23 protein-coding genes are annotated in these 26,067 nt (G+C 66.2%); 13 read left to right on the plus strand and 10 right to left on the minus strand.

Going from position 1 to position 26,067, the window contains the following annotated elements; all coding sequences use genetic code 11:
• The first annotated feature begins 47 nt into the window (after nucleotides 1-47).
• Both eda and BN976_RS13010 read left to right on the plus strand, forming a co-directional pair.
• Nucleotides 48-701, plus strand: coding sequence for a bifunctional 4-hydroxy-2-oxoglutarate aldolase/2-dehydro-3-deoxy-phosphogluconate aldolase (eda, locus tag BN976_RS13005; protein ID WP_036371434.1), 654 nt, complete (start codon nucleotides 48-50; stop codon nucleotides 699-701).
• Nucleotides 698-1,909: an MFS transporter gene (locus BN976_RS13010; RefSeq protein WP_011782035.1), complete on the plus strand. Its 1,212-nt coding sequence runs from the start codon at nucleotides 698-700 to the stop codon at nucleotides 1,907-1,909. The genes eda and BN976_RS13010 overlap by 4 nt, the downstream gene beginning before the upstream one ends.
• Before the next feature lie 34 nt (nucleotides 1,910-1,943).
• On the opposite strand, the gene BN976_RS13015 is transcribed toward BN976_RS13010, so the two are convergent.
• The 3 genes from BN976_RS13015 to BN976_RS13025 are packed head-to-tail and all read right to left on the minus strand — an operon-like array spanning nucleotide 1,944 to nucleotide 4,542.
• Nucleotides 1,944-3,122, minus strand: a complete 1,179-nt coding sequence (locus BN976_RS13015) for an acetyl-CoA C-acetyltransferase (RefSeq protein ID WP_036371118.1) — start codon at nucleotides 3,120-3,122, stop codon at nucleotides 1,944-1,946.
• The gene (locus BN976_RS13020) at nucleotides 3,122-3,778 is read right to left on the minus strand and encodes a 3-oxoacid CoA-transferase subunit B (RefSeq protein WP_036371121.1); all 657 of its coding nucleotides are present in this window, start codon (nucleotides 3,776-3,778) and stop codon (nucleotides 3,122-3,124) included. Before BN976_RS13020 ends, BN976_RS13015 begins: the two co-directional genes overlap by 1 nt.
• On the minus strand, nucleotides 3,778-4,542 hold the full coding sequence (locus BN976_RS13025; protein ID WP_036371124.1) for a CoA transferase subunit A: 765 nt from the start codon (nucleotides 4,540-4,542) through the stop codon (nucleotides 3,778-3,780). The genes BN976_RS13020 and BN976_RS13025 overlap by 1 nt, the downstream gene beginning before the upstream one ends.
• Nucleotides 4,543-4,711: 169 nt before the next feature.
• Here BN976_RS13025 and BN976_RS13030 point away from each other — a divergent pair, with 169 nt between their 5' ends.
• Nucleotides 4,712-5,473: an IclR family transcriptional regulator gene (locus BN976_RS13030; RefSeq protein WP_036371127.1), complete on the plus strand. Its 762-nt coding sequence runs from the start codon at nucleotides 4,712-4,714 to the stop codon at nucleotides 5,471-5,473.
• 125 nt (nucleotides 5,474-5,598) lie between these two features.
• Here BN976_RS13030 and BN976_RS13035 read toward each other — a convergent pair whose 3' ends face one another.
• Complete coding sequence (locus BN976_RS13035) at nucleotides 5,599-7,446, minus strand: sigma-54-dependent Fis family transcriptional regulator (protein ID WP_011782040.1); 1,848 nt, start codon at nucleotides 7,444-7,446, stop codon at nucleotides 5,599-5,601.
• 186 nt (nucleotides 7,447-7,632) lie between these two features.
• Between BN976_RS13035 and BN976_RS13040 the strand changes: the two genes are divergently transcribed.
• The 6 genes from BN976_RS13040 to BN976_RS13065 all read left to right on the plus strand — a co-directional run bounded on the left by BN976_RS13040 (nucleotide 7,633) and on the right by BN976_RS13065 (nucleotide 16,528).
• On the plus strand, nucleotides 7,633-9,537 hold the full coding sequence (locus BN976_RS13040) for a hydantoinase/oxoprolinase family protein (RefSeq protein WP_011782041.1): 1,905 nt from the start codon (nucleotides 7,633-7,635) through the stop codon (nucleotides 9,535-9,537).
• Nucleotides 9,538-9,567: 30 nt separating this feature from the next.
• Complete coding sequence (locus BN976_RS13045) at nucleotides 9,568-9,996, plus strand: acetone carboxylase subunit gamma (RefSeq protein WP_011782042.1); 429 nt, start codon at nucleotides 9,568-9,570, stop codon at nucleotides 9,994-9,996.
• Between the two features lie 34 nt (nucleotides 9,997-10,030).
• A complete protein-coding gene (locus tag BN976_RS13050; RefSeq protein WP_011782043.1) occupies nucleotides 10,031-12,160 on the plus strand; it encodes a hydantoinase/oxoprolinase family protein in 2,130 nt (709 codons plus the stop codon).
• A gap of 27 nt (nucleotides 12,161-12,187) precedes the next feature.
• Complete coding sequence (locus BN976_RS13055) at nucleotides 12,188-14,500, plus strand: hydantoinase B/oxoprolinase family protein (protein WP_036371130.1); 2,313 nt, start codon at nucleotides 12,188-12,190, stop codon at nucleotides 14,498-14,500.
• Nucleotides 14,501-14,558: 58 nt separating this feature from the next.
• Nucleotides 14,559-15,353: a hypothetical protein gene (locus BN976_RS13060; protein WP_036371133.1), complete on the plus strand. Its 795-nt coding sequence runs from the start codon at nucleotides 14,559-14,561 to the stop codon at nucleotides 15,351-15,353.
• Nucleotides 15,354-15,484: 131 nt separating this feature from the next.
• On the plus strand, nucleotides 15,485-16,528 hold the full coding sequence (locus BN976_RS13065) for a zinc-dependent alcohol dehydrogenase family protein (protein ID WP_036371135.1): 1,044 nt from the start codon (nucleotides 15,485-15,487) through the stop codon (nucleotides 16,526-16,528).
• 61 nt (nucleotides 16,529-16,589) lie between these two features.
• Here BN976_RS13065 and BN976_RS13070 read toward each other — a convergent pair whose 3' ends face one another.
• The gene (locus BN976_RS13070) at nucleotides 16,590-17,390 is read right to left on the minus strand and encodes an alpha/beta fold hydrolase (RefSeq protein ID WP_235622044.1); all 801 of its coding nucleotides are present in this window, start codon (nucleotides 17,388-17,390) and stop codon (nucleotides 16,590-16,592) included.
• A 124-nt stretch (nucleotides 17,391-17,514) separates the two neighbouring features.
• Here BN976_RS13070 and BN976_RS13075 point away from each other — a divergent pair, with 124 nt between their 5' ends.
• Both BN976_RS13075 and rnhA read left to right on the plus strand, forming a co-directional pair.
• On the plus strand, nucleotides 17,515-18,147 hold the full coding sequence (locus BN976_RS13075) for a VOC family protein (RefSeq protein ID WP_036371138.1): 633 nt from the start codon (nucleotides 17,515-17,517) through the stop codon (nucleotides 18,145-18,147).
• On the plus strand, nucleotides 18,144-18,608 hold the full coding sequence (rnhA, locus tag BN976_RS13080) for a ribonuclease HI (protein ID WP_011782050.1): 465 nt from the start codon (nucleotides 18,144-18,146) through the stop codon (nucleotides 18,606-18,608). The genes BN976_RS13075 and rnhA overlap by 4 nt, the downstream gene beginning before the upstream one ends.
• Before the next feature lie 19 nt (nucleotides 18,609-18,627).
• Here rnhA and mhpA read toward each other — a convergent pair whose 3' ends face one another.
• Genes mhpA through BN976_RS13095 form a run of 3 tightly spaced genes read right to left on the minus strand, consistent with a single transcriptional unit; the run spans nucleotide 18,628 to nucleotide 22,308 of the window.
• Complete coding sequence (mhpA, locus tag BN976_RS13085; RefSeq protein WP_235622045.1) at nucleotides 18,628-20,199, minus strand: bifunctional 3-(3-hydroxy-phenyl)propionate/3-hydroxycinnamic acid hydroxylase MhpA; 1,572 nt, start codon at nucleotides 20,197-20,199, stop codon at nucleotides 18,628-18,630.
• Nucleotides 20,200-20,239: 40 nt separating this feature from the next.
• Nucleotides 20,240-21,178, minus strand: coding sequence for a fumarylacetoacetate hydrolase family protein (locus BN976_RS13090; protein ID WP_011782052.1), 939 nt, complete (start codon nucleotides 21,176-21,178; stop codon nucleotides 20,240-20,242).
• A complete protein-coding gene (locus BN976_RS13095; RefSeq protein WP_036371439.1) occupies nucleotides 21,175-22,308 on the minus strand; it encodes a VOC family protein in 1,134 nt (377 codons plus the stop codon). The genes BN976_RS13090 and BN976_RS13095 overlap by 4 nt, the downstream gene beginning before the upstream one ends.
• A 121-nt stretch (nucleotides 22,309-22,429) precedes the next feature.
• On the opposite strand from BN976_RS13095, the gene BN976_RS13100 reads away from it, so the two are divergent.
• Complete coding sequence (locus tag BN976_RS13100) at nucleotides 22,430-23,143, plus strand: TetR/AcrR family transcriptional regulator (RefSeq protein ID WP_036371141.1); 714 nt, start codon at nucleotides 22,430-22,432, stop codon at nucleotides 23,141-23,143.
• A 36-nt stretch (nucleotides 23,144-23,179) separates the two neighbouring features.
• Here BN976_RS13100 and BN976_RS13105 read toward each other — a convergent pair whose 3' ends face one another.
• A complete protein-coding gene (locus BN976_RS13105) occupies nucleotides 23,180-24,352 on the minus strand; it encodes an aromatic ring-hydroxylating oxygenase subunit alpha (protein WP_011782055.1) in 1,173 nt (390 codons plus the stop codon).
• Nucleotides 24,353-24,466: 114 nt separating this feature from the next.
• Between BN976_RS13105 and BN976_RS13110 the strand changes: the two genes are divergently transcribed.
• Nucleotides 24,467-25,087 carry a TetR/AcrR family transcriptional regulator gene (locus BN976_RS13110; RefSeq protein ID WP_011782056.1) on the plus strand — a complete coding sequence of 207 codons (621 nt, stop codon included), beginning with the start codon at nucleotides 24,467-24,469 and terminating at the stop codon, nucleotides 25,085-25,087.
• 83 nt (nucleotides 25,088-25,170) lie between these two features.
• Here BN976_RS13110 and BN976_RS13115 read toward each other — a convergent pair.
• A partial coding sequence (locus tag BN976_RS13115) for an HNH endonuclease signature motif containing protein (protein WP_036371153.1) occupies nucleotides 25,171-26,067 on the minus strand: 897 nt, incomplete at its 5' end.

Raw genomic sequence — 26,067 nt, forward strand, 5'->3', positions numbered from 1 at the left:
CGTAACTCCGATTGAGAGATACCTAATCCGCGTCTACGGTGGAGGACGTGAAAGAGCCGAGATCGCTTTTGGACGTCGCCCCGGTGATGCCCGTCATCAGCGTGCGCCGCGCCGCCGACGCGGTGCCCGTCGCGCGTGCGATCACCGCGGCCGGCCTGCCGCTCGTCCAGGTGGCGCTCGACGGGCCCACCGCACTCGAAGCCATCGCACGCATCGCCGAGGAGGCGCCCGACGTGATCGTCGGAGCGGGCGCCGTGACCGAGGCCGATCAGCCGGAGCGGGCCCGTGCGGCGGGCGCCGAGTTCCTGGTCGCCACCAAAGGCAGCGCCGCCCTATGCGCCGCGATGCGCGACAGCGAGCTGCCACACCTGCCCGGTGTCACCACGGCCGCCGAGGCCGCGGGACTTCTCGACGCCGGCTACACCGACCTGGTGCTGCACCCGGCCGCGGCCGCGGGCGGGTTGCGCCACCTCAAGGCGCTGGCGGCGTTCGCCCCCGCCGCGCGGTTCTGCGCATCGGGCGGCATCACCGCGGCCGATCTCACCGGCTATCTCGCGGCGCCCAACGTCGGGTGTGTCAGTGCCGACTGGTTGGCCCCGGCCGACGCTGTCCGCCGCCGCGACTGGGACCGCATCCGCCGACTCGCCGACGTCGCCCTCAAACTCAGCACGCCGACCGTCACCACTGTGCGAGCCCTGTGACCGACACCCTCCATCGCCCGTCCGGCCCCGTGTCGGTGGCCGCCCCCGATCCGGTGGTGCGCCGGCTCGCCGTGGTCGCGCTCGCACTCGGCGGATTCGGGATCGGCACCACCGAATTCGTGGCAATGGGTCTGCTTCCCGACATCGCGACCGGCATGGGTGTCTCCGAACCCACAGCCGGCCATGTCATTTCGGCCTACGCCCTCGGGGTCGTGGTCGGTGCCCCGGTGATCGCTGCCGTCACGGCGCGGATGGCGCGGCGCAAGCTCCTGCTGGCGCTGATGGCGTTGTTCACCATCGGCAACCTGGCCAGCATGCTGGCGCCGACCTACGAGACACTGATCGCGGCCCGGTTCCTCGCGGGCCTGCCGCACGGCGCGTACTTCGGTGTCGCGGCCCTGGTCGCCGCGCACCTCATGGGTCCGCAGAACCGGGCCAAGGCGGTCGCCCATGTGCTGACCGGCCTGACGGTCGCCACGGTGCTCGGTGTACCGATCGCGTCGTGGCTCGGCCAATCCCTGGGCTGGCGAGCAGCTTTCGGGTTGGTGGTGGGTGTCGGCCTGGTCACCTTGACGGCGCTGTGGTGCTGGCTGCCGTTCCAGCTGAAGTTCATGCGGGCCACCAGCCCGCTCACCGAACTCGGCGCGCTGCGCCGCCCCCAGGTGTGGCTGGCGCTTCTCGTCGGGATGATCGGCTTCGGCGGCATGTTCGCCGTCTACACCTACATCACCACCACCATGACCGATGTGGCGGGCATGCCGCGTGGCCTCGTCCCGTTGGCGCTGATGATGTTCGGCCTCGGCATGGTGCTCGGCAACCTCGTCGGCGGCCGGCTGGCCGACGGTTCGGTGGTCCGTGCGCTCTACCTGTCACTGGGTGCGTTGTGCGGTGCGCTCGCGCTCTTCGTCGTCGCGTCGCACAACCCGTGGACCGCGCTGCTGGTGCTGTTCCTCATCGGCCTCACCGGTTCGGCGGTCGGCCCGGCGCTGCAGACCCGGCTGATGGACGTCGCGCACGACGCGCAGACTCTGGCTGCGGCGCTGAATCATTCGGCGCTCAACATCGGCAACGCGACGGGCGCGTGGGTCGGTGGCCTGGTGATCGCCGCGGGTCTCGGCTACACCGCTCCTGCCGCAGCGGGCGCGGTGCTGGCGCTCGCCGGTCTGGCGGTGCTCACGGTCTCGGTCCTGCTGCAGAAACGCGGCTGACGTCGGGATAGCCCCAACTCCTGCACAACAACTGTCAGCAGCGAACGATGAGTGCGGATCCTTGACCACCGCCACCACAGAGCGCTGCCGCTCCGGTTCCTCCGCCGCGACGCTGCAGTTCCAACGCCAGATGTAGGACGATTCGTGCGCCGGACATGCCCAGCGGGTGGCCGATCGCGATGGCGCCACCGTTGACGTTGACCCTCTCCGGATCGAGGCCCAGTGCGCGCGTCGATTCGATACCCACTGCGGCGAACGCTTCGTTGATCTCCACGAGATCCAGTGCCGCCGGGTCGATTCCTTCGATTGCGCACGCTGCGGCGATCGCGTTCGCCGGTTGCATCTGCAACGTCGAATCGGGACCGGCGACGACACCGTGGGCGCCGATCTCCGCGATCCAGGTCAAACCGACCTCGGCGGCCTTGGCCTTACTCATCACGACCACAGCCGCAGCACCGTCGTTCATGGTCGAAGCATTGCCCGCGGTGACAGTACCGTCGGCGACGAACGCCGGCCGCAGTCGTGCCAGAGACGCCGTGGTGGTGTCGGCGCGGATCCCCTCGTCCACGGTGACCTGCACCGGATCACCCTTGCGTTGCGGGATCACGACAGGCACGACCTCGCCGTCGAAGACGCCGTTCTTCCACGCCGCCGCGGCGCGCCGGTGCGACGCTGCGGCGAACTCGTCCTGGTCGGCGCGCGACAACGCGTTGACGCTGTCGGTGAGAGAACCCATCGCCTGGTCGGTGAACACATCCCGCAATCCGTCGACGGCAACGTGGTCTCTCAGCGCAGCATCGCCGAATTTGGTTCCGGCACGCAAGTTTTCGAGAAGATGTGGCGCCTGCGACATGGACTCCTGCCCGCCGGCGACGACGACATCGAACGCGCCGGCGCGGATGAGCTGATCGGCCAGCGCGATAGCGTCCAACCCGGACAGGCACACCTTGTTGACCGTCAGGGCAGGCACCGTCATCGGGATGCCTCCGGCGACTGCCGCCTGCCGGGCAGGGATCTGGCCTGCGCCCGCGGTCAAAACCTGACCCATGATCACGTACTGCACCTGCGACCCGGAGATGCCCGCCTTGGCAAGCGCTGCCGCGATGGCGACGCCGCCGAGCTCCGCACCGGTGAGGCCGGCCAGCGACCCCATGAACTTTCCGATCGGCGTGCGCGCTCCGGCCACCAGCACAGAGCTGTTGTCCGCGGCCATCACAGTGCCACCGTCAACTCGGCGCCGGTCGCGGCGACGACGTCGTCGACGGTGACGCCGGGAGCCAGTTCGCGCAACACCAAGGTGCCGTCTCCGGGTACATCGATGACGCCCAGATTCGTGATGATCCGGTCGACGACACCCTGTCCGGTCAGGGGCAACGTGCACGCGTCGACGATCTTGGGTGCGCCACTGCGGTCGGTGTGTTCCATCACGACGATGACACGCGCTGCGCCATGGACCAGATCCATCGCACCGCCCATTCCTTTGACCATCTTGCCGGGCACCATCCAGTTCGCCAGATCTCCGTTGCGTGACACCTGCATAGCGCCAAGAACGGCTGCATCAATGTGGCCTCCGCGGATCATCCCGAACGAGGTCGCGGAGTCGAAGAAGGCGGCGCCGCGGTTGACGGTGACGGTCTCCTTGCCCGCATTGATGAGGTCGGCGTCGACCGAATCCTCGTCCGGATATCCACCGGTGCCCAGAATCCCGTTCTCCGAGTGCAGGATTACCCGCACCCCGGGGCTTAGATGACCAGGGATCAGGGTGGGCAATCCGATGCCCAGGTTGACGTACTGCCCGTCGATCATCTCGGCGGCCGCGCGGGCCGCGATCTGGTTGCGGGTCCAGCCGGTTGTGAAGGTCGCGGTCATCAGTGGGCTCCTTGCGCGGTACGGACAGTGCGCTTCTCGATGCGTTTGGTCTGCGGTCCGGTGTGGACGACGCGTTGGACGAAGACACCTGGGAGATGCACCCGCCCCGGCTCAATCGCACCGGGCTCGACGAGCTCCTCGACCTGGGCGATCGTGATCCGTCCCGCCATCGCGGCGAGCGGGTTGAAGTTCATGGCGGTCTTCTCGAACACGAGGTTGCCATCGGTGTCGCCGAGCCGGGCATGGACGAGAGCGAAGTCGGCGATGATCGCCTCCTCCAGCACATATCGCTTCTCGCCGAACACCCGGGTCTCCTTGGGCGGTGACGCGATCGCCACCGATCCGTCGGCCGCGTACCGCCACGGCATACCGCCGTCGGCAACGGGGGTGCCGACTCCGGCGGGGGTGAAGAACGCCGGAATCCCGGTACCGCCGGCCCGGAGCCGCTCGGCCAGAGTGCCCTGCGGAGTCAGCTCGACTTCCAGTTCGCCGGCCAGGTATTGCCGGGCGAATTCCTTGTTCTCCCCGACATAAGAGGCCGTGACCCGACGGATCCGGCCCAGCGACAACAAGACTCCCAGCCCGTGGTCGTCGACGCCGCAGTTGTTGGAGAACACTTCGAGATCGGTGGTTGACGAGGCCGCGACAGCCTCGATGAGCGCATCCGGGATGCCGCACAAACCGAAGCCGCCGACCGCGAGGGTCGCTCCCGTCGCAATATCGGAGACCGCCGCCGCGGCGCTGTCATAGACCTTCGATGACATCGATGCTCTTTCCTTCCGACCATTCTTCAGACGCGATGCGCTGCGTTGCCGATAGTGCTTCTTCGCAGCTCCAGCACGCAAGGAGTAACGGTGAGGTTGCGTAACACTGCTCGGATGATGACCACAAGGTCAGTATGCGTCCACTATGTGAACGCATAGACTCTGCTGGATGCAGGACAAGGGAACCCAGGTGCTGGCGCGAGCCGCGGCGCTGCTGCGTGCGATCGGCGGCGGCGATCTGACGGGGATGTCGACCACCGAGATCGCCCGCACCGCCGACCTGCCCCGCCCCACCGCACACCGGCTGCTCACGGCGCTCGCCGAGGAAGGACTGGTCGATCGGGACACCACCACCGGACGGTGGACACTTGGGCCGGAGCTCTACCTACTCGGTACCGGCGCTGCCCACCGCTACGACATCACCGACCAGTCCCGCGACGTCATCGAGCGACTGGCCCGCGAAACCGGTGAGAGTGCGTTCCTGTCGGCCCGCCGCGGAGACGAAACCGTGTGCATACTCAGCAGGGAAGGCAGCTTCCCGCTGCGATCCCATGTCCTGCACGAAGGCATTCGTTTCCCCCTCGGCGTCGCTTCTGCCGGACTGGCAATCCTCAGCCACCTTCCCGACCGAGACATCGATGAGTACTTCACCCGATACGATTTCGAACCACGCTGGCCGGCAAGCCATTCCGAAGCCGCTATCCGCGAACGGATCGCGGCCACCCGCACCACCGGCTACGCGGTCAATCCAGGCCTCCTCGTCGAGGGCAGCTGGGGAATGGGTGCGGCCGTCTTCGACCGCACCGGTCGCCCTGCCTGGGCGCTGAGCCTCACTGGTGTCGAGACACGATTCCGCCCAGAGCGGCGAGTGGAGATGGGCGCGCTGCTCCTCGAACTTGCGCACGAGCTGACGGTCCGGTTACGCAGATGATCACGCGGCTTCACCGCTTCGGTCGTCGCGAGATGTCGCCGCGGTTCTCACCGATCCGCCTTGCCCACTCGACGGCCCCCGCGGATAACCAACCCTGCTCCGATTATCCACTCCGGTAAGCGAATTCAGGCGACAATGCCGTACGTCTTGATCTTCCGGTACAGGCTGGACCGCGACATGCCCAGATGAGCCGCGGCCGCAACGCGATTCCCGGCCGTATCCCGCAACGCTGCGACGATCGCATCGCGTTCGGCTGCCTCCAACGGCGTCAACGCATGTCGGGACGCCGTCTGGCAGTACCCGGGCAGATCAGATTCTTGAATCTCGCCCACCGGCCGGCGCCGAAGAGCATGAACCAGTGCCTCTCGCAGCTGAGAAATGTTGCGCGGCCACGAATACCGTGCAATCACGCGCTGCGCCTCAGGACTGAGTCTCACCTTGCGTTCAGGCGCAATCCCTCGCAGTAGTGCTGCGGTGAGCGTCGGCAGATCGTCGGTGCGACAGCGCAGCGGCGGGATGGTTATCGACACCTCGAAATGGTGCAGCAGCTCGCGGAACGGCAGATCGGCGCTCGCCGCAGAGTCCGATCCGGTGGCAACCACCCATACCGGCCCGGTCACTTCCGCCACCGCGGCAAGATACGCCTCCAGCCGCTCGACGCCATCAGTGCTCGCCTGGTCGATGTCACGGATGATGTGCAGCGTCGGCTCGGCGGAATCTCCCAGCAGCGATCCGAGATCGGATGGCGCGCAGCCGCTTTCAAGCTGTCCGGCATCCACCGAGATGGCCCGGCCCCCCGGATACACCGAGTGGAACAACTCGGCCACCAAGGTGAATTTCCCTGCCCCCTGCTCTCCGACCACAAGTGCGGGCTGGACCTGTTCGAGGGCCTGCCGCAGGTCACCACATGCTCGAATCCAGGCGGGCGTACTACCGCCCGCCAGGGAGTCACGTGAACGCCACAGGCCGCCGACGATCTGAGACGTCTGCGGCGTCGCAATCGCGACCTGGGGCAACTGCTGCTCGCTGAAATCATCCGGCGTCCCCGGCTGACTCGACGTCACCAGATCCGCGATCACCACCATGCCCGCCACCGCCACGCCGGCCAGGATCCGGGTTCCCCGGACGTGGACCAGGCGCTGTCCTGGCAGGGCGATGGTGTCGCTGACTCGATCCTTACCGGCCATCAGGAACATCGCGTGCTCACGCATGATGCGCTGTTCGTCGGCGTCGAACATCTGCTGCGCTGCCGAATTGGCCACGAACACCGACTCGCCGAACGCGAACACGGCCTGGCGATCCGATCGGGCGGTGACCTTGAGGTATGTCTCGAAGATCGCTCGCTGAGCCTGACCGCGGTCAAGCAGAAAATTGCGCCCGATGTCCTTTGCGGCGCTCTTGACCAGGGTGTGCATCAACGGACTCCACGAAGACGACAGCGTCGAGATGTCCAGCACCCCCTCGACACGGCCGGTCACCGGGTCGATGACCGGGGCACCGGTGCAGGCGAACAGGTGCAGATTCTCGCTGAAGTGCTCCGGGCCCACCACGCTGATCGGCTGCCCCGCTTCGAACACCGTCCCGATGCCGTTGGTGCCCATGGTCGACTCGGCGTAGCTGAATCCGGGGGCCAGATCCACCCGGTCCAGCAGCCGAGCCACCGCCGACGAACTGTCGATGCGCTGGACCACCCGTGCTTTCTTATCGGTCAGGGCGATCACCAGCGGCATGTCGGCAGTGTCGATCTGGAGTTGCTGCAGCACCGGCCGCGCACAGCGCACCAGCAGCGAAGCTGCGTCGATCTCATCGGTGAACTGCGCGTTCGGGTGCGCGATGTCCACACCGGCGGCCTGACTGCGCTCCCACGATGCGACCACGACCTCGGAAACCCCGGCCGCTCCGCCACCGCCGTACTCCAGGAAATCCGCACGCGCAGCCGCCACCCGCAACATGCGAGCGGAGCTGTTGGGCATGGCGCACCTCCTGAGGTCATGTCCAGTCTGAACGAGACGCGCATCACAGCCAAGGCGATCGGTGTCCGATCTTGGGACACCCCCGACTGCTGAGACGTGGACAACGCTCTATGCAGCGGTGTGGCGCACAGCACAATGCCACCCCCTCCACGCATTCATATATGCGAATTCCACGAACGGAGCGCCATGGGCACCCTCATCAACATCGACAACGGCGGAACGCTGACCGACATCTGCGTCTGGGACGGCAATGCGTTCACCTTCACCAAGACGCTGACAACGCCCCACGACCTTTCGGAATGCCTCTTCACCGGCATCGAGAAAGCGTCAGACGCGCTGTACGGCGAGGCCGACATCACCAGGCTGTTGCACGCCACCGAGCACATCCGTTACTCCACGACACAGGGCACCAACGCGCTGGTGGAGCGACGCGGGCCGATGATCGGCATCCTCACCACCATCGGTGGCCTGGATGCCGGCATGAAGCGCGGTGCCGCCGAGAAGAAGCTGTTCACCGGCTTGGTCGGCGACCGCTTCCTGACCGTCGACCCCGAGGCCGATCTCGAATTCGACGCGGTCCAGAAGATCAACCGGCTCACCACCCTCGGCGCTGCCCGTGTGGTGGTTGCCGCAGCCACTCCCGAAGAGGAACGACAGCTGCGGCATGTGCTGTTGCGCAAGTTTCCCCGTCACCTGCTCGGTTCGGTGCCACTGATCTACAGCTGGGAGCTGGCCGGCGACCGTGACGACGCCCGACGGGCGTGGTCGTGCGTGGTCAACGCGTTCCTGCACCCGACGATGGAACGGTTTCTCTACAGCGCCGAACGCCGGCTGCAGGCCTACAAGGTGGTCAACCCGCTGCTGGTCTACCGCAACGACGGCGCCTCCTCCCGGGTCGCCAAGTCGGTCGCGCTCAAGACCTACTCGTCAGGCCCGCGCGGCGGGCTGGAAGGCACCGCGGCACTGGCACGGGTCTACGGCCTACCGCACGCCCTGATGATGGACATCGGCGGCACCACCACCGATGTCGGTGTGGTCGAGGGTGGCGCGGTCGCGGTCGCCGACCGGGGTGGCATCGAAGGAGTGCACATCTCCTACCCGATGAGCGACGTGACCTCCTCGGGCGTCGGCGGCTCGTCGGTGATCCAGGTGGTTGACAGCGAGATCACCGTCGGCCCGCAGTCAGTGGGTGCCGCACCCGGCCCGGCCTGCTTCGGTTTCGGCGGCAAACAGGCCACCATCACCGACGTCAACCTGCTGCTGGGCGTCCTCGACCCGGATACCTATCTCGACGGCACCTTCACCCTCGACCCCAGCCGGTCCCAAGCGGTGATCACCGAGACGATCGCGCGCCCGCTCGGGATCTCGTTGGAAGAGGCGCTGATCCGGATGGAGCACGCATACTTCCAGGCCCTTTCGGCGTCATTCGCACCGCTGGTCACCGAGGACACCACGCTGCTCGCCTTCGGCGGCGCCGGACCGATGAGCGCCACCGGCGCAGCCCGGCTGGCAGGCGTCAAACAGGTGCTCGTCCCGCGCACCGCAGCGGTGTTCTCGGCATTCGGAATCTCGTTCTCCGACATCGGCAAGACCTACGAGGTCATCGTCGCCGAACCCACCACCGAAGCCGCCACCGAAACCCACGACGCGCTGCTGGTGCGCGCCGAACGCGACATGTTCCAGGAAGGCTACGCGCTGGCGGATTGCGAGACCTCCTGGCAGCTGCTGGTCGAGAATCTCGAGGACGGATCGGTCTCGCGGCTGCCCTATCAGCCCGGTGACGAGGTGGACTACCCGGGCTCCGTGGTGTCGCTGCAACTCAATGCCGCAGCGCCGCTGTCACATCCGGACCTCACAGCCGACGCCGTGGTTACCGCTACCGCGGCGCCCGCGGCGGGTACGCGGCAGGTCCGGTCGGCGGCCGACCACGTCGACGACGTCCCAGTACACGTCCTGGATGACCTGAGCCCTGGCGATGGGGGCGAAGGGCCCGCCATCATCGAGGGCCCCTTTTTCACCGCCCGGGTGCTGCCGGGCTGGTCGTTCCGCCTCACCGCAGCCGGCGACCTCCTGCTCAACGACAAGTCCTGACCCCCAGACCACCAAGAAAGGAGACTTGCCATGCGAGTCCCAATGACCGAATACCTCGTCATCGACCTGGACACCGAACGCTGGGTATGCCGGGTGTGCACCCAGGACATGGGTTCCGCGCACGACACCTACAAATCCGGAACGCTTGTCTATGACCGCGATCCGCGCGAGATCCACCAGCCGATCATCGATCCCGAGCGCTACGAGTACACCTTCAGCCCGGACCCGACGTACTGCCGGATCCTGGAGTACTACTGCCCGGGCTGCGGCACGCAGATCGAATGTGAATACCTGCCACCGGGACACCCGCCGGCCGTGGACATGCTCATCGACGTCGCGGCCCTGCGCAAGCAGTGGGCGGACCGCGGTCAGGACGCCGAAGCCGTCTTCAACTACGGACCGGGCGAAGACGCCCAGAAGTACACCGCAGCTCTCAAGGCCGCCGGCCACCTGCATTGAACCTTCGACTGACCTGTACAGGAGAACACCAGAGATGAAACGTATTTCGGTCGACATCGGTGGCACCTTCACCGACTGCTTCTTCGTGTGGGACGACATCTACGTCGATGCCAAGGCGCTGACCACACACCACAACCTGGCCATCGGCTTCAACGATGCCCTGGACCTGGCGTGCAAGCGCGCCGGGCTGGACCGCTCAACCGTGCTCTCCGAGGTGGACTCGGTCCGATACGCCACCACGCTGGGCACCAACGCGCTGATCGAGCGCAACGGACCCAAGGTGGCGGCCATCGTCACCCACGGTTTCGAGGACACCATCCCGCTATCGCGCGGCCGGGGCTATGGCGAGGGCCTGGATTACGGTATGCAGCAGAACCTTCCGGCTGCCGAGCGGCCCGAACCACTGGTGCCGCGGGCGATGATCCGCTCGGTCAAGGAACGGGTGAACTCCGCGGGCAAGATCGTGGCACGCCTGGATGCCGAGGATGTCCGCACCGTGGTGCGCGAGCTGGTCGACGCTGGAGCCGAAGCGATCGTGGTGTCGCTGGTCAATGCCACCGAGAACCCGGAGCACGAACTGGCGATCCAGGAGATCATCCTCGACGAGTTCCCGCCGCACGAGCTGGGCGCCATCCCAGTGCTGCTCGGTCATCAGGTGTCCGGCCGCAAGGGCGAATACGTGCGCGCGACATCGACGATCATCGACGGCTACCTGCACGAGATCATGTTCCACGCGCTGGCCCAGCTGTCGAGCAACCTGCGCGACTTCGGCTACGACAAACCGATGCTGGTGATCCACAACTCCGGCGGCATGGCGCAGATGAACTCCACCGACGCGTTACAGACCATCCACTCCGGCCCCATAGCCGGTGTGGGTGCGGCCGAGCACCTGTCGAACGAAACGGGAATCGGCCACGTCATCGCCACCGACATGGGCGGCACGTCCTTCGACATCGGCCTGGTGCCCGAGGGCGGGGTCAAGCACTATGACTTCCTGCCCACCATCGACCGCTGGCTGGTGTCGGTGCCGATGGTGCACCTGGACACCCTGGGCGCCGGCGGCGGTTCGATCGCCAGCTACGACCGCATCCACAACTCGGTCAAGATAGGCCCCAAGTCGGCCGGGTCGAATCCGGGTCCGGCGTGCTATGACCGCGGCGGGCTCAAGCCCACCGTCACCGACGCCGACCTGCTGCTGGGCTACCTCGATCCGGACAACTACGCCAACGGCTACATCAAGCTCAACCCGAAGCGATCACTGTTCGCCATCGAAGAGGAACTCTGCGACCACCTCGACATGGATCCGATCGACGTCGCCCGCGTGATCAAGGACGGCGTCGACGAGCAGATGGCCATCGGCATCGGTAAGGAGCTGCGCGTGCGCGGCTACCTGCCAGAGGACTTCACGATGCTGGCCTACGGGGGCAACGGGCCGCTGCACGCCTGCGGCGTCGCCCGCCACGCGGGGATCAAACGTGTCCTGGCTCCGCCGTTCTCGTCGGTGTTCTCCGCGTGCGGCGCCGGCAACATGAAGCAGCTGCACTTCCACGAACGCGGTGTGCACGTGACGATGTACAACGCCACCACCAGGGCCCTGTTCGAGGACTACGACGAGTTCAACTCCGTTGTATCCGAATTGGAGGCCCGCGGCTGCGAAGACCTGATCCGGCAGGGATTCTCCGCCGAGGACGTCAAGTTCCGGTTGGAGCTGGACATGCGCTACGGCAACCAGCTGCTGACCCAGGCGGTGGCGCTCTCGGACATCAACCGCATCAACGGCGTGGGCGACGTCCTGGAGATCATCAAGACATTCGGAGACGTCTACAGCCACCGGTTCGGTGCGTCCTCGGCCGCACCCGAGGCCGGAATCCGTTGCAGCACAATCAGGGTAGCCTCCTACGTGGACGGCGACGTGGTGAACTTCGAACCTCTCGAGCACGGCGGTGCCCGCACCGCTCCGGCGCCGGCGGGCACTCGCAAGGCCTACTTCATCGGCATCGACGATCCGATCGAAACCCCCGTCTACGACGAGAAAGCGCTCACCCCCGACAGCGTCATCGTCGGCCCGGCGATCGTCACCACGGAGAACACCACGTTTCTCGTCGAACCTGGCTGGCGTCTGGAACCCACCGCCCAGGGCGCTGTGTGGTTCCTGCAGGACTGACCCCAAAACTCCAAGTAAGGACAAGACATGACCACAGTCAACGAACGCCCGGCCGGCAAGCTCACCGCAACTGAGCAACGGTGGGTCGATCAGTTCATGGACGAGACCACGCTGTTCCTGGGCCCGGACCCGGAAATCATGCGCAGCCACCGCATCTCGGAACGCTCGCTGCACGAGGAGGTCGCCATCGCGGCCGGCGTGGACCGGCTGCAGGTGGAGCGCATCCGAAAGCGCATCGCCGGCGCCCTGGACGAGGGCTACGAGATGTGCGAGGCACAGGGTGCGGCCCCAGGTGCCAAGTGGGGTGACCTGACCACCGCCATCTACACGGGCTCCGGCGATGTCTCCTACCTGTCGTGCCACGGCGTCATCGCCTTCAGTGCGATCCTGCACCACCCGATCCGATACATCATGAAGTACTGGAAGGACGAGCCGACCGTCGGGATCAACCCTGGTGACGGCTTCATCCACAACGACGCCCGATTCGGCAACGTGCACAACACCGACCAGTCGATGATCATGCCGATCATCCGCGACGACGAGATCATCGCGTGGGTGGCAGCCACCATCCACGAGGGCGAGAACGGGGCGTGTGAACCTGGCGGCATGCCCTCGGGCTCGGAGACGGCGTTCGACGACGGGCTGCGGATGAGCCCGTTCAAGATCGTCGAGCGCGGCGAGTTGCGCCGGGATCTGCTGACCTTCCTGCAGCATTCGGTGCGCGACCCGAAGCTCCAGCTGGCCGACCTGAAGGTGAAGATCACCGCGGTGCGCAAGATCATGGAGCGCATCGACAAGGTGATCGACGAGGTGGGGGTCGACACCTTCGTGGCAGCACTGCGCACCACCGTCGAGGACGTCGACGCCGAGGTGCGCCGCCGCATCGCCGAACTGCCGGATGGGACCTACCGGTTCGACCAGTTCATGGACAGCACGCTCAAGGAGAACATCCTCATCAAGTTCGCGTGCAAGATCACGGTCAAGGGCGACCACATGACCGTGGATCTGCGCGGAACGGGGCCCGAAATCCTCAACCGGGCTATCAATTCGCCGTTGTGTTCGGTGAAATCGATGATGATGCAGGCGATCCTGGCGTTCTGGTGGCCGGACCTGCCGCGCTGCACCGCGGCGATGAGTTGCATCGACATCATCTCCGACGAGGGCACCTGGGCGGATGCCTCCTACGACGCCCCGATGGGGCAGTCGCTGCAGGCTTCGTTCCGCGGCTTCTCCTGCATGCAGGCGCTCTACAGCCGGATGTCGTTCTCCACCCCGCACAAGTACTCCAACGTGGTGGCCAACTGGTTCAACCAGATCAACACGTTCTTGTGGGGCGGCATCACCCAGCACGGCGACATGGTGGGCAACCTGTGCGCCGACCTCAACGGAATGCCAGGTGGCGCCAAGCCGTTCCACGACGGCGAGGACGCCGTCTCACCACTGTTCTGTGCGATGGCCGACACGGCCGAGCAGGAGGTGATGGAGGAAGAGGTGCCGTTCATGCAACTGGTCGCCAAGCGCCTGGTCCGCGACAACATGGGATTCGGCAAGTTCACCGGCGGGATGGGTTACGAGATGATCGTGGCCGCCGAGGGAACGCCTCAGTGGGGATTCATGACGGTGACCTCCGGTGCGAAGTTCTCGTCGATCTACGGCATGTACGGCGGATACGGCTGCGGCACCTACCCGTTGGCGATGGTCAAAGGCACCAATGTCTATGAACATTTCCGACGTGACAACAAGAAGTTCGACCTGTCGATCGAAAAGGTGATGAACGAACGCCCCTTCCCCGACGGCCGCTACTCCACGTATCACATGGGTCTACAGTTCGACCTGGCCAAGGACGGCGAGCTGTACATGATCAGCCAGGGCGCCGGGGGCGGTTATGGAGATCCCCTGGAGAGGCTGCCCGAGTCGGTGGTCCGCGACGCTGAGCTCGGCCGGATCAGCCAGAAGGTGGCCGAAGACATCTTCGGAGTTCGTTACGAGCCGAAGACGTTTCGCCTGGACGTGGCCGGCACCGAGGCGGCACGCGCCGCGGCGCGCAAGAACCGGCTACAGCGGGGGAAGCCGTTTGCCGCGTTCTGCGAGGAGTTCGTCACGCCCGAACCGCCGAAGGATCTGCCGTATTACGGATCGTGGGGAACCTGGGCCGACGACAACCAGGACATCACCGCGACTGTGTACTCCATCGACGGTCCCGAGCGGGTGTGCGCACCACTGAGCGAACTTCCGATCGTGATGGTTCCTGACCGCCGCGAAGTCAAGATCGGCAAGCTCGAGGCCCGCATCGCCGAGCTTGAAGCCAAGCACGGCGAGAAGGTCACCCGACTCACCTGAGATCGGTGGCGGCCCCGGATGGCTTCCGGGGCCGCCACCAGCCCAGAAAGGCAGCTTCATGAGTGCGAAATCGTTGATGGCCGCGACGCCGACCGGGCGACGCCGGCCACTGCTGATCGACGACGCCGATTACTCCACGGCGGTGGTCCGCCAGGGTACACCGATCCCGTGGACCGACACCGCCCTGGCAGCCGGGCATTTCGACCAAGTCAGGGCTCTACTCGATCCTGACGCACTCTGGATCGACGTCAGGCGACTGCTCACCGCGCACACCGACGCGCGCCCTGATCTCATCGCGTCGATGGGCGCACGCACCCGCATCGGCTATCCCCTGCGCACCCTGCTGACCGATTCCGACGTCCTCGCTGCCAGCCGTGAGATGCTCGAGACGGTGGCGAAAACCACACGGCGCCAGCTGCTTTTGCATCTGCCCTCGCCAGGGGCCTGGCTTGGCGCGGCACACGAGGTCGCAGGCACACCACTCGACGAGGTGGATGCGGACCGCGCCGACAACGCGTCGATCTACGTTGCGGAATGGCTCGGGCGGCTCGGGTCACTGCCGATCGCACTGATACTGCTCGATGCTCGCGACGCCTCGTTCGCGGAGACGCTGACGCCCTACACGGCGGTGGCCAACGTGGCGTCGCACTTCGACTGGACACTGGCGATGTGGAACGACGACGGAATTCACGGGGCCGCCGGCGATCCCAGCATCGGCGTGCTCGGGCCCGAGTTCTGGACCGGCGGTGCGGAATTCGGCCACGCCGTCCCGGAGACCGATCTGCTGGTTACCTCGATTCCGCCGTCGGCATCACCAGAGCACGTGCTCGATCAACTCGCGAAACTCACCTGAACGAGCGCCCTCGACAGCAAGAGTGGCGCTACCAGCAGCCGGTCAACGCCCGGCAGTTTTCGCCAGTCACTCAAATTCTCAAGCGGTGCTGGATGTTCCATTCAGGAACCCACAAAGTCAAGGAGACAGCAATGAAGGCAATGGTGTATCACGGCGATGGAAAGGCTTCATGGGACGACGTACCGGATGCCGTCCTCGTTGATCCGACCGACGCGGTGGTTCGGGTCGACGCCGTCACGATCTGCGGGACTGACCTGCATATCCTACGTGGCCATGTCCCCACCGTGGACAGGGGACGAATCCTCGGCCACGAGGCGGTGGGAACCGTGACCGCGATCGGTTCAGGCGTGCGGCAGCTTGCGGTCGGTGACCGTGTGTTGATCTCCTGCATCAGTTCGTGCGGGAGTTGCCGATACTGCCGTCGCACGAGCTATGGCCAATGCAGCGGAGGAGGTGGTTGGATCCTGGGGAATCGCATCGACGGAACTCAGGCTGAGTTCGTGCGAGTTCCGTTTGCGGACAATTCGACACATCGGGTTCCGGACGGCGTGAGCGACGAAAACATGATCACGCTGGCGGATTTGCTTCCGACCGGGTACGAAGTGGGAGCCATCAACGGCAGAGTCCGGCCGGCGGACACAGTCGTTGTCGTGGGTGCCGGGCCGATCGGCCTTGCGGCGATCATGACGTCCCAGTTGTTCAGCCCCAGCCGCATCGTGGCCATCGACCTTGCCGACAGCCGACTGGATGCTGCCCGCAAGTTCGGTGCAGACATCGTGATCAATCCCGACCGCCAAGACCCGGTTGCGGCGATCGCCGACTTGACAGGCGGATTGGGTGTTGACGCGGCCATGGAAGCAGTCGGGACGGCCGCAACGTTCGAACTTGCCGTGCAACTCGTCCGTCCGGGCGGACACGTCGCCAACATCGGGGTGCACGGCGGGCCGGCAACACTTCATCTCGAAGACATCTGGATCAGGAATCTCACCATCACCACAGGCCTCGTCGACACCTATTCGACACCGACCCTTGTCGACCTTGTCGCCGCGCACAGACTCGATACATCCGCCCTGGTGACGCACCGCTACCCCTTGGACGAATTCGAGCGCGCCTATCACGAATTCAGTAATGCCGGCGAAACGGGAGCACTCAAAGTTCTACTGACACAGAACTGATGCCGGTCCGGGCGAGATCCGGGTGCGCAGTTCATCGGCCACGGACCATGTCGGACGTGACCTAGCCTGCGCCGCGGCCGGCGGCCGCCAGGATCAGGTCTGCCACCTCGCGCGGCCGCGTGAGCAGCGATACGTGTGAGGTGTCGAGTTCAATTGTGTGCGCGCCCATTCGGTGGGCCAGGTATCGCTCCAGCTCCGGGTCGATGGTCCGGTCCTGAGTGGACACCTGGTACCAGGACGGCTTGTCCCGCCATGCGGCGGTCGTAGTCCGCTCGGCCGGCAAAGTGGTCAGGTTTCGACCCTGCACCGCGTACAGCGCGCGGGCCCGCTCCGCGGGTACTCCCCCGGCGAAATCCGACAGGAATGCCGCTTCGCCGAGTTGTGCGTATCCGTCCGGTGTGACGACGACGCCCTTGGATGCCGGCGGCGCCGGGAACCGCTTCGCCAACGCCGGGAAATCCTCGCCTGCGTCGGGAGCCCGCGCGGCGATGTAGACCAGGGCACTCACCGTCGGGTCACCGCCGACTTCGCTGACGATGGTGCCCGACCACGAGTGACCGGCCAGCACCGTCGGGCCGGGCTGCAGAGCCAGCACGCGGCGAGTCTCGGCGACCGCGTCGGCCAGCGTCGTCAGCGGATTCTGCACCACCGTCACCGCCAGGCCCGCGTTCTGCAGATGCGGCACCACGTCGATCCACGACGAGCCGTCCGCATACAGGCCGTGCACCAGCACCACGCTGCGGGCCTGCGTTTCGGCGACCGGGACCCCAGCCGGTGCAGCGCGGGCCCGCGGCCCGATCCGTGCGGCGGCGACTCCTGCCGCGGCCGCCACCGCGATACTGCCGAAAGCCCTTCTCGACACCTTCAAACCGAACCTGCCTTCACCGTCGGATTCGCGCGGACGTGCGCAGACTCGAGTGTGCGCTGCCCGCGCGAGAGGGGCTCGACGTAGGGTCAAGCGCATCGGAAACTCACACAATTCACCCGTGACCGTCGACGAGTTCGCGGTCGCCGATCCCGTCGACGCCTGGACGTGGGCCGGGTTCAGCGTCGACGCCGATGCCGTCTGCCGGGTCGGCGGCGTCCGCATCAGACTGGTCGGCCGCGACCGCGGCACGGGCATCGTCGGGTGGTCGCTGTGCGGTCTCCCCGAGCGTTCGGCCGGCGACCTCGACGGCGTGCCGACGGCAAGATCGAGCGCATCCGCGTCAACTCCTGCCGCCCATGCCAACGGCGTCACCGCGATCGACCACGTCGTGATGCTCTCGCCCGACCTGAGCCGGACCGTCGACGCACTGGCCGTCGTCGATGTGCACCCGCGCCGCGAACGCGACACCGAGCTCGGCGGGCGGGCGGTGCGCCAGATCTTCTTCCGGTTGGGTGAGGTCATTCTCGAGGTCATCGGTTCGCCCGGGACGGCGGGTGACGGTCCGTCCACGCTCTGGGGCATCACCTACGTCGTCGACGACATCGACGCGACCGCCGCGCTCTTCGGTGACCACACGACCCCGGTGAAGGATGCGGTGCAGCCCGGACGCCGGATCACCACGCTCCGGCATCAGGATTTCGGGATGTCGGTCCGCACGGCGATGATCTCGGCACCTATTCTCGGCGCATGACAGACGACCCCGTCATCATCCACACCGACGGCGGCTGCAGGCCCAACCCCGGCCCCGGCGGCTGGGGTGCGGTGCTGCGTCAGCGCGACCACGTCCGCGAGATGTTCGGCGGCGAGGCCGGGGCGACAAGCAACAACCGGATGGAGTTGATGGCGCCGATCATGGCGCTGGAGGCGCTCACCAGGCCCGTGGTCGTGCACCTGCACACCGACAGCACCTACGTTCGCAACGGCATCACCAAGTGGGTGTTCGGCTGGGAGCGCAACGGCTGGATGACCGCCGCCAAGCAACCGGTCAAGAACGTCGATCTGTGGCAGCGGCTGCAGATCGCGTCCGCGCAGCACCGCGTCGAGTGGTTCTGGGTGAAGGGCCATTCGGGTATCGCCGACAACGAGTTGGCCGACGCGCTGGCGACCCGCGGTTTGCAGGAGGCGATCGCCGCCGCCGCAATACCCACCTGACCGGTACACGCGCGGCAGGTCAGTCCGGCGTCGCGGCAACCGGGTTCCACACGCCGACGAGGTTGCCGGACAGGAACTGGCGGCACAGCGCGTCGACATCTCGGCCTGCGCTCATGACGGTTCGGTCGGGCCGGATCATCGCGGTGGTCACCCGCCCGCGCCGTAGCCACGACGCCAATTCGGTTGCCGGAGCCACACACAGTGCGCGCGCCCCGCAGCGCTCGACGAGCGCCTGCTGCGCCGGCGTCAGCGCGCCGGTGGTCACCACACCGAAACCCGACCCGAGCGCCTCGTCGAGTCTGCGGCCGTCGGCGAGGACAGGATTGGGACACAGCCGACCCGCGACGCGACGACTGGCCGGTGTGCGCCGGACCAGCGATGAGGCCTTCAGGGCCGGTGTCTCGGAATCGATGACCTTGCCGCGCATTCCCGGGATCAGGTGCAACCGCGGGACAATCAGCCTGCGCACGGCAGCGCCGAGCTGGCCACCGGCGGTCATGGCACGCCCCATGTTGAGCGCCAGGGAGATCATGTGCCGGGCGTGCGGTTTACGTTCCTGCTCATAGCTGTCCAGCACGGTCGGCGGCAGGCTGCCATGGTGGACACCGGCAAGCTTCCACGCCAGGTTCATCGCATCGCGCAGCCCTGCGCCCATTCCCTGCCCGATGAACGGTGGTGTCAGATGAGCCGCGTCGCCGAGCAGGAAGATACTTCCGGACCGCCAATGATCGGCGATCTGGGCACGGAAGGTGTATTCGGCCACCCGGACGAGCTGCAGATCGGCCTCCGCAACGTGGCGAGTCCACGGTGCGAGCAAGGGAAGCAACGCGCTCAGAGTCGCGAAGTCGTCGGCGGATTCGCCGGCCGATAGTGCGAATTCCCAACGGTATCGGGTGTCACCGATGCGCATGTACGTACCCGCACGCCGGGGATCGCAGATCTGGTGGACGCCTTCCCACTGCTGGAGATCAGCGGTGGTGGCAACATCGACCACGAGCCACCGCTGATCGAACTTCAAGTTGCGCATGGTCGCGCCGATGGCGTTACGCACCATGCTGTTGGCGCCGTCGCAGCCCAACACGTAATCGGCGGTGATCACCGATCGGCGCCCACTCAGCCGGTCGGAGAACGCAACTCGGGTGACACCGGCGGCGTCCACGGCGATGTCGAGAACCTCGACGTCGCCACGGAACCGGGCGCGTCGGAACCGAGTCAGATTGCGCCTGAGCAGGTTTTCCAGTTCGGGCTGATCGAACATGTTCGCCGCGGGATAACCGCTGCGGGTCACTGCGGTGTCCCGCCGGAATTCGGCGAGCACCGCGAGGTTCCGGTCGACCAACCGCAATCCGCGGGCTGGACGTGAGATGCGGGCGAACTCCTCGGCGACGCCGAGTCGCGCCAGGATTCGGCAGATCTCGTCATCGAGATGCACCGCACGCGGCTGCGGGTAGACCTGCGACCACCGGTCCAGCACCAGGGTGTCGACTCCGTACTGCGCCAGCAGGGTGGCCGCCGTGACGCCGGTGGGGCCGCCGCCGACGACCACGACAGGCACGTGCTCATCGGGCCCTTCGCCGACGGCCTCGGTCACCGGCTGCCGATCGAGCAGGCGGGCCAGACCGCACCGGCGCTCACGCGAACCGCACCGTCAACCGCTGGGTGCCCAGGTCGATGGCACCGTCGTCGGTGGCGATGGACGCCTCGACGACGTCGCCGTGCCGCAGATACTTCGGGTTCTTCGCCTGCCGGGCGAAGAAGGCCTTCCACTTGACCGCCGGCGGCAGCAAATTGCCGATGATCTCTATCGGTTTCGGTGGGGCGCTGAGCGCGGTGCCCACTGGGGTCCCGGTGAGCACGAGGTCACCGGCCGCGAGGTCCTGGAATCGCGCCAGTGACTGCAGGGCCTGCAACGGCCGGTACAGCATGTCACCCTCCACCAACGCGTTCTGGCGCTCGTCGCCGTTGACTCTCAACCGCAGCCGCAGGTCACCGAAACGTGCCAGCTCCTCGGCGTTGACGAGCACCAGCGCCGGCCCGACCGGGGTGAACGTGGGGTAGGACTTGGCCTCGTAGAACTGGGTCTGGGGAAGCTGGATGTCCCGCGCGGACACGTCATTGGTGATCGCCAGGGCGGCAACGTAATCGGCCAGGTTTGCATCGGTGAGCGTGGTACCCACCGGGATGTCCCGACCGATGACCAATCCTATTTCGACTTCGTAGTCGAGCAGTCGGACGTGCGACGGCCGAACGATGTCGTCGAACGGTCCGCTGATCGATGCCGAAGACTTGCGAAAGAAGGTCAGCGGCACGGTTTTCGGGTCCATGCCGGCGTCTTTGACGTGGGATTCGAAGTTCGTCATCTGGGCGACTACCCGGCACGGTGCGGTGACCGGGGACAACAGGTTCAACTCCGAGACCGCGGCTGTCGGCGTACTACTCGCAGCTTCCTCGACCGCCGCGCGATCGGCGAGAAGTTGTGCGGTGGTGGTCGCCTTCGTGTCGATGCGGGCAGCGCCGGCCGGGGTGTGCACCCACCAGGCGTCGGCGGTGCGCAGAACGGAGAGGGTCATGAGGAAGCCACTTTCAGAAGGCCGATGAGGCGGGTGAGGTCGAACTCGTTGCGGTCGCGCAGTGCGCTCACCATGGAACGCAGTTCCTGGGGAGCATGTTTGGGGGTGGTTCCCAGAAAGTCCCTGCTCACCGGCGGCCCCCACTGCGCCAGGCCGGTCGCGGTGAACGGCGCCCAGCCCGGTTCCACGGTGTTGTCGAACATGTCGCCGTCGGTGAAATGCTCGACCAGGAAGCCGTCGGGGTCGCGCCAGTAGTCGAACAGTTGGCTGCCCTGGATGTGTCGGCCGATACCCCAGGACCGGAAGTAGCCCCGGTCGCGCAGATATTCGCCACCGGCGGCCAAGGCATCGAGGTCACTGACCTGGTAGGCCGAATGGACGTATCGGTTGGCCGGGCCCAGGGCCAGTGCCAGGGTGTGGTGGTCGGCTGGAGAATCGCCCCGATCGCAGCGGATAAAACTCATCGTCGGGCCGCGGTCGCGTTGGCCGGGAAAGTAGAGGAAGTCGCTGACGATCATCCCGAGGGTGTCCAAATACCAGTTCAGCGTCGCCAGATAGGTGGTGGACTGCAACACCACGTGCCCTAGACGTTGCACGCGGGCGGGTGCGCGCAGTGGCCGCTGGGTGGCGTTGGTCCGCACGGTCTTTCGTCCGGTGTTGAGCAGTAGCGGGGATTGCGTCGGCTGTTCGGGGAGCTCGTGCAGTCCACCAACGACTTTCACCGCGATACCGCTGGGGTCGGTCAGCTGCACCGCCACTCCCCCGAGCGCCTCGGGCAGCGGCTGGACCGGGGCATGAACCTTGTCCGCGAGCCTCAGCACATCCACCTCGTCGGCGGCGCGAAACGCCACTCCCGTGAACCTACTATGTGTCCCGGGTCGCACGATCAGGCACGGACATCCGGCGTCGGTGCCCCGCAGTACCAACTGCCGGGGATCGCTGGAGGCCACGCCGAGCCCGAAGGCGCGCGCGAACGCTTCGGCGCGCACCAGATCGGGCTTGTCGAATTCCAGCCAGGCGATGTCAGCCACCCGGATCAACGGGTTGGTCGATCGCCCAGGATGTTCGCCGCGCCGGGCACCCTGCTCGCTGTGCAGATGTTTGTGCCCGTCGTTCCTCAGTTTCACCATCGCGGTCACGTCTCCCGCCGCCTCGACACGTTACTGACGAAATCGTCACACAAGAGTGAAATGTCAGTCAAGGAGTTTCTGACGAAAACCTCACTACTGAGGTCACTGGTATCCTCCCGCCATGAATGAGGCGCACCGCGACGCCCACGCCGCGTCGACGGCACCGGTCAGCAGGCTCCAACGCCGCAAGATGCGTACTCGGATGGCCCTGATCCATGCCGCACAGGGCTTCATCGCGGAGGGCAAACTCGCCGTTCCGGTGCTGGAGATCACGCAGGCCGCCGACGTCGGAATGGGCTCGTTCTACAACCACTTCGACAGCAAGGACGAGCTGTTCGAAGCGGCAGTCACCGAGGCCCTCGATGGGTTCGGCGCGCTGCTGGACAGCTATACCGCCGCTGTGGCCGATCCGGCCGAAGCATTCGCCACCAGCTTTCGCCTGAGCGGGCGCCTGTTTCGCATTCGCCCCCAGGAGGCGAAGTTGCTGCTGGCCAACGGCAGCTCGCTGATCCTGTCCGAGCACGGGCTGTCGCCGCGAGCGCTGCGTGACATCACCGCCGCCATCGACAAAGGGCGGTTCAAGATCACCGACCCCGAACTCGGACTCGCAATCGCCGCCGGGGCGCTGTACGGACTCGGCACGCTCTTGACCCAGCGACCGGACCGTGACGGCGCTTCGGCCACCGACGAGGTCACCGCGAGCGTCCTACGGATGTTCGGAATGACCTCCCAGCAGGCGCGCGGACTGTGCCGGCACCCGCTGCCCGACCTTTCGTCGCTGCAAGACACACGTGCCGCACGGCCCACCCCCATACCGCCTGCCGGAGCAACGTGATGCCGGCTCCGGGCGCCTCGATTGCAGGACCTCTTACTACGACAGCGCGACGCCGAGTTCTTGGGCGAACACCTTGACCATGTGTTGCACGCCGATCTCGTTGCGCCCGATGATCATGTGGTCGTGCTGGCCGTGGCGCACGCCTTCGCCGCACTGGGGCAGCATGGCGAAGTCCTCGTCGACGACCGCCGCGTGCACGCTGTCGTACACCTGGTCATACATCTCGCGCATCTCGTCGGTGGTGGCGGGCACACGGCCCATCCAGCTGTGCCGCACCGAGCAACGGGTAGGTTCCCCGGCGGGCAGGATGTCGATGATCTCGACTCCGATCGGGCTGTTGGCCAGGATCAGATTCGGATAGATCCAGTAGATGACGCCCATGTTCTGGTGCGGGTCCCAGGACCCGGACGCGTCGTCGGCGAGGTTGGTGACCCAGTTGAACGGGAAACCGATGCGGTGGTGCTTGCCGTACTCGTCGTACACCCCGGTGTTGGGCAGCGTGTTCTGCCCGATCACGCTCTCGCCGTGGACAAATGGAAAGTGGTAGCCCTCGGCGAACGCCTCGAGTGCACCCTTCCAGGACACCTGTGACTGGAATTCCTTCTCGGTGTGGTAGCCGTAGGACGCGTAGTTCATGAGCTCCAGTTCCGGACCGATGGCCCCCAGGTGGGCGTCGACGTCGATGGTTGCGCCGGCGGTCAGGACGGCCCAGATGAAACCGTGGCGCTCCTGGTTCGGCAGCTCCACGAGTCCGTAGTCGGCCTTGTCCATCGAGTCGAAGCCCGCCTTGCCGGGGACGGTGAACAACTCGCCCGTGTTCTTGTAACTCCAGGCGTGGTACGGGCAGGTGAACCTCGAGGTGTTACCCGCTCCGCATGCCGGCTTCGCACCACGGTGTCGGCAGTAGTTCAGGAAGACATGACTGACACCGTCGCGGTCGCGCGTCACCAGCAGGGAATCACCGAGCACCGAACGCACGACGTAGTCGTTGACGGCGGGAATCTGGGCCGACGGCACGATCGCGAGTGGAACGCGGCGCAGCACTTGGGATTCCTCGATCTCGGTGATCTTGGGGTCGCGGTAGTAGTGCAGCGGTACCCGCAGTTCACGGTCGGCCATGTCGGTGGTCTTGTCGACCGCGTGCCGCAGCGCGCGCCTGGTCAGCTCCTCATCTTGATTGCTGACCGGGCCGTCGGCGATCGCCGTCATGGCATACCTCTTTCGTTTGCGGGCTCGAGTCGGACCATACATCATGCCTCTCATGTATGGTCAAGGGTCGACGGAGTTTCACTGCTCCCCGCGGCGGGATGAAACGATGCGGAGATGCGCAGACACGGGTGGGCGGGCAACATCCCCGTCGACGACGACGAGGCGGTGAGTCGCATCGTGGCCGCAGCCAGGGCGTCCATCGACGCGCGGGGCACGGTCAGCGTGTCGGAGGTCGCGACCGAACTCGGGATCACACGGCAGACCGTGTACCGCTACTTCCCCACTCTCGACGCGCTGCTGACGGGAACCGCGTTGTCGGCTGTCGGCGGCTTCCTCGACCGGTTGGCACAGGATCTGGCGTCGATCACGGACCCCGCCGAAGCGGTGGTCGAGGGCATCGCCTACACCCTCGAGCAACTACCCCACGACCGCTATCTCGGTCTGGTCATGCAACCCGGAAAGGCCAGTGCCTTCGCCGCCGGGGTCACCTCGGACGTGGCCATCTCGTTCGGCCGTTCGATCCTTGAGCGCCTCAACGTCGACTGGGCCGGCGCAGGGTTCAGCGGCCAAAGCCTCGACGAACTCGTCGAATTCATGCTGCGCACACTGCAATCCTTCATTCTCGATCCGGGCGGGCCCGATCGCCACCGCGGCGAATTGCGCGCCTTTCTGCACCGCTGGGTCGCACCAGCAGTCGAGCTTCACCACCGCTCGGGGTTTCCCGAACAAGCCTGAAATGACCCCGGCTCCGCTGAGCGACGGAGATGCGCATTCGAGATCCGCGGCGGTCAGGCCGCGCGGTTGTCAGCCCGCGGCGGTCAGGCCGCTTGGTTGTCTGGTGGTGCGGGGCCGCCGGGTTCACCGGGATTGTCGGCCGGCTGTGGGGCGCCTGGCTGGGCGTCGCCGATCTCGTTACCTTCGGCCGGCTTGGCCGTCGCTGCAGTGTCGTTGTCGCTGTGAGGGTCTGGTTCCTCGGGTGGGCGTAGGAGTCGTTCGGGTCGGTGGTAGTTGTTGATTCGGGCTTGGCCGGTGTCCAGTTGCGGTGGTGGACTCCATTCGACTTCGCAGCGCTCGTTCATCTGGGTGGTCCAGCCGCCGTTGTTGTCGACGCTGCGGTTGTCGGGCCCGCACGCCAGGCCGAGTTCGTCGACGTTGGTGTTACCACCCTTGGCGAAGTCTGCCTCCACATGATGACCCTGACAACCGTAGGCGCCGACGGTGCAGCCCGGTTTGGTGCACCCACCGTCGCGGGCGATCAGCATGATCCGCTGGGCCGGGGAGGCGATCCGTCGAGTGCGGAACAGATCCAGCGCTGATCCGGTGGCCCGGTCGAACACCGCCAGATAGTGGTTCGCGTGCCCGGCCATCCGGATCACCTCGGCGATCGGCACCACCGTGCCGCCACCGGTGACACCGACCCCGGCGCGCGATTCCAGGTCTTGCAGGGTGGTGCGGATGATCACCGAGACCGGCAACCCGTTGAGCTTGCCGAGCTCACCGCTCATCAGTGCGATGCGCCCGCCGGCGAGGAGCGCGTCGTGTTGGCGTTGGGCCAGGCTGCGCTGATCGTGGTCGATCTGGGCCTGTGACGGCGTGCCTGAGGTGCACGGCTCAGGATCGTCGGGGTTGCACATGCCGGGGGCGGCGAATTTGGCGAAGATCGCCTCCCACACCGCCCAGGCTTCCGGAGTCAACGTCGCCGACACGTCGACCAT

The sequence above is a fragment of the Mycolicibacterium austroafricanum genome (assembly GCF_000612725.1).
Classification (GTDB): domain Bacteria; phylum Actinomycetota; class Actinomycetes; order Mycobacteriales; family Mycobacteriaceae; genus Mycobacterium; species Mycobacterium austroafricanum.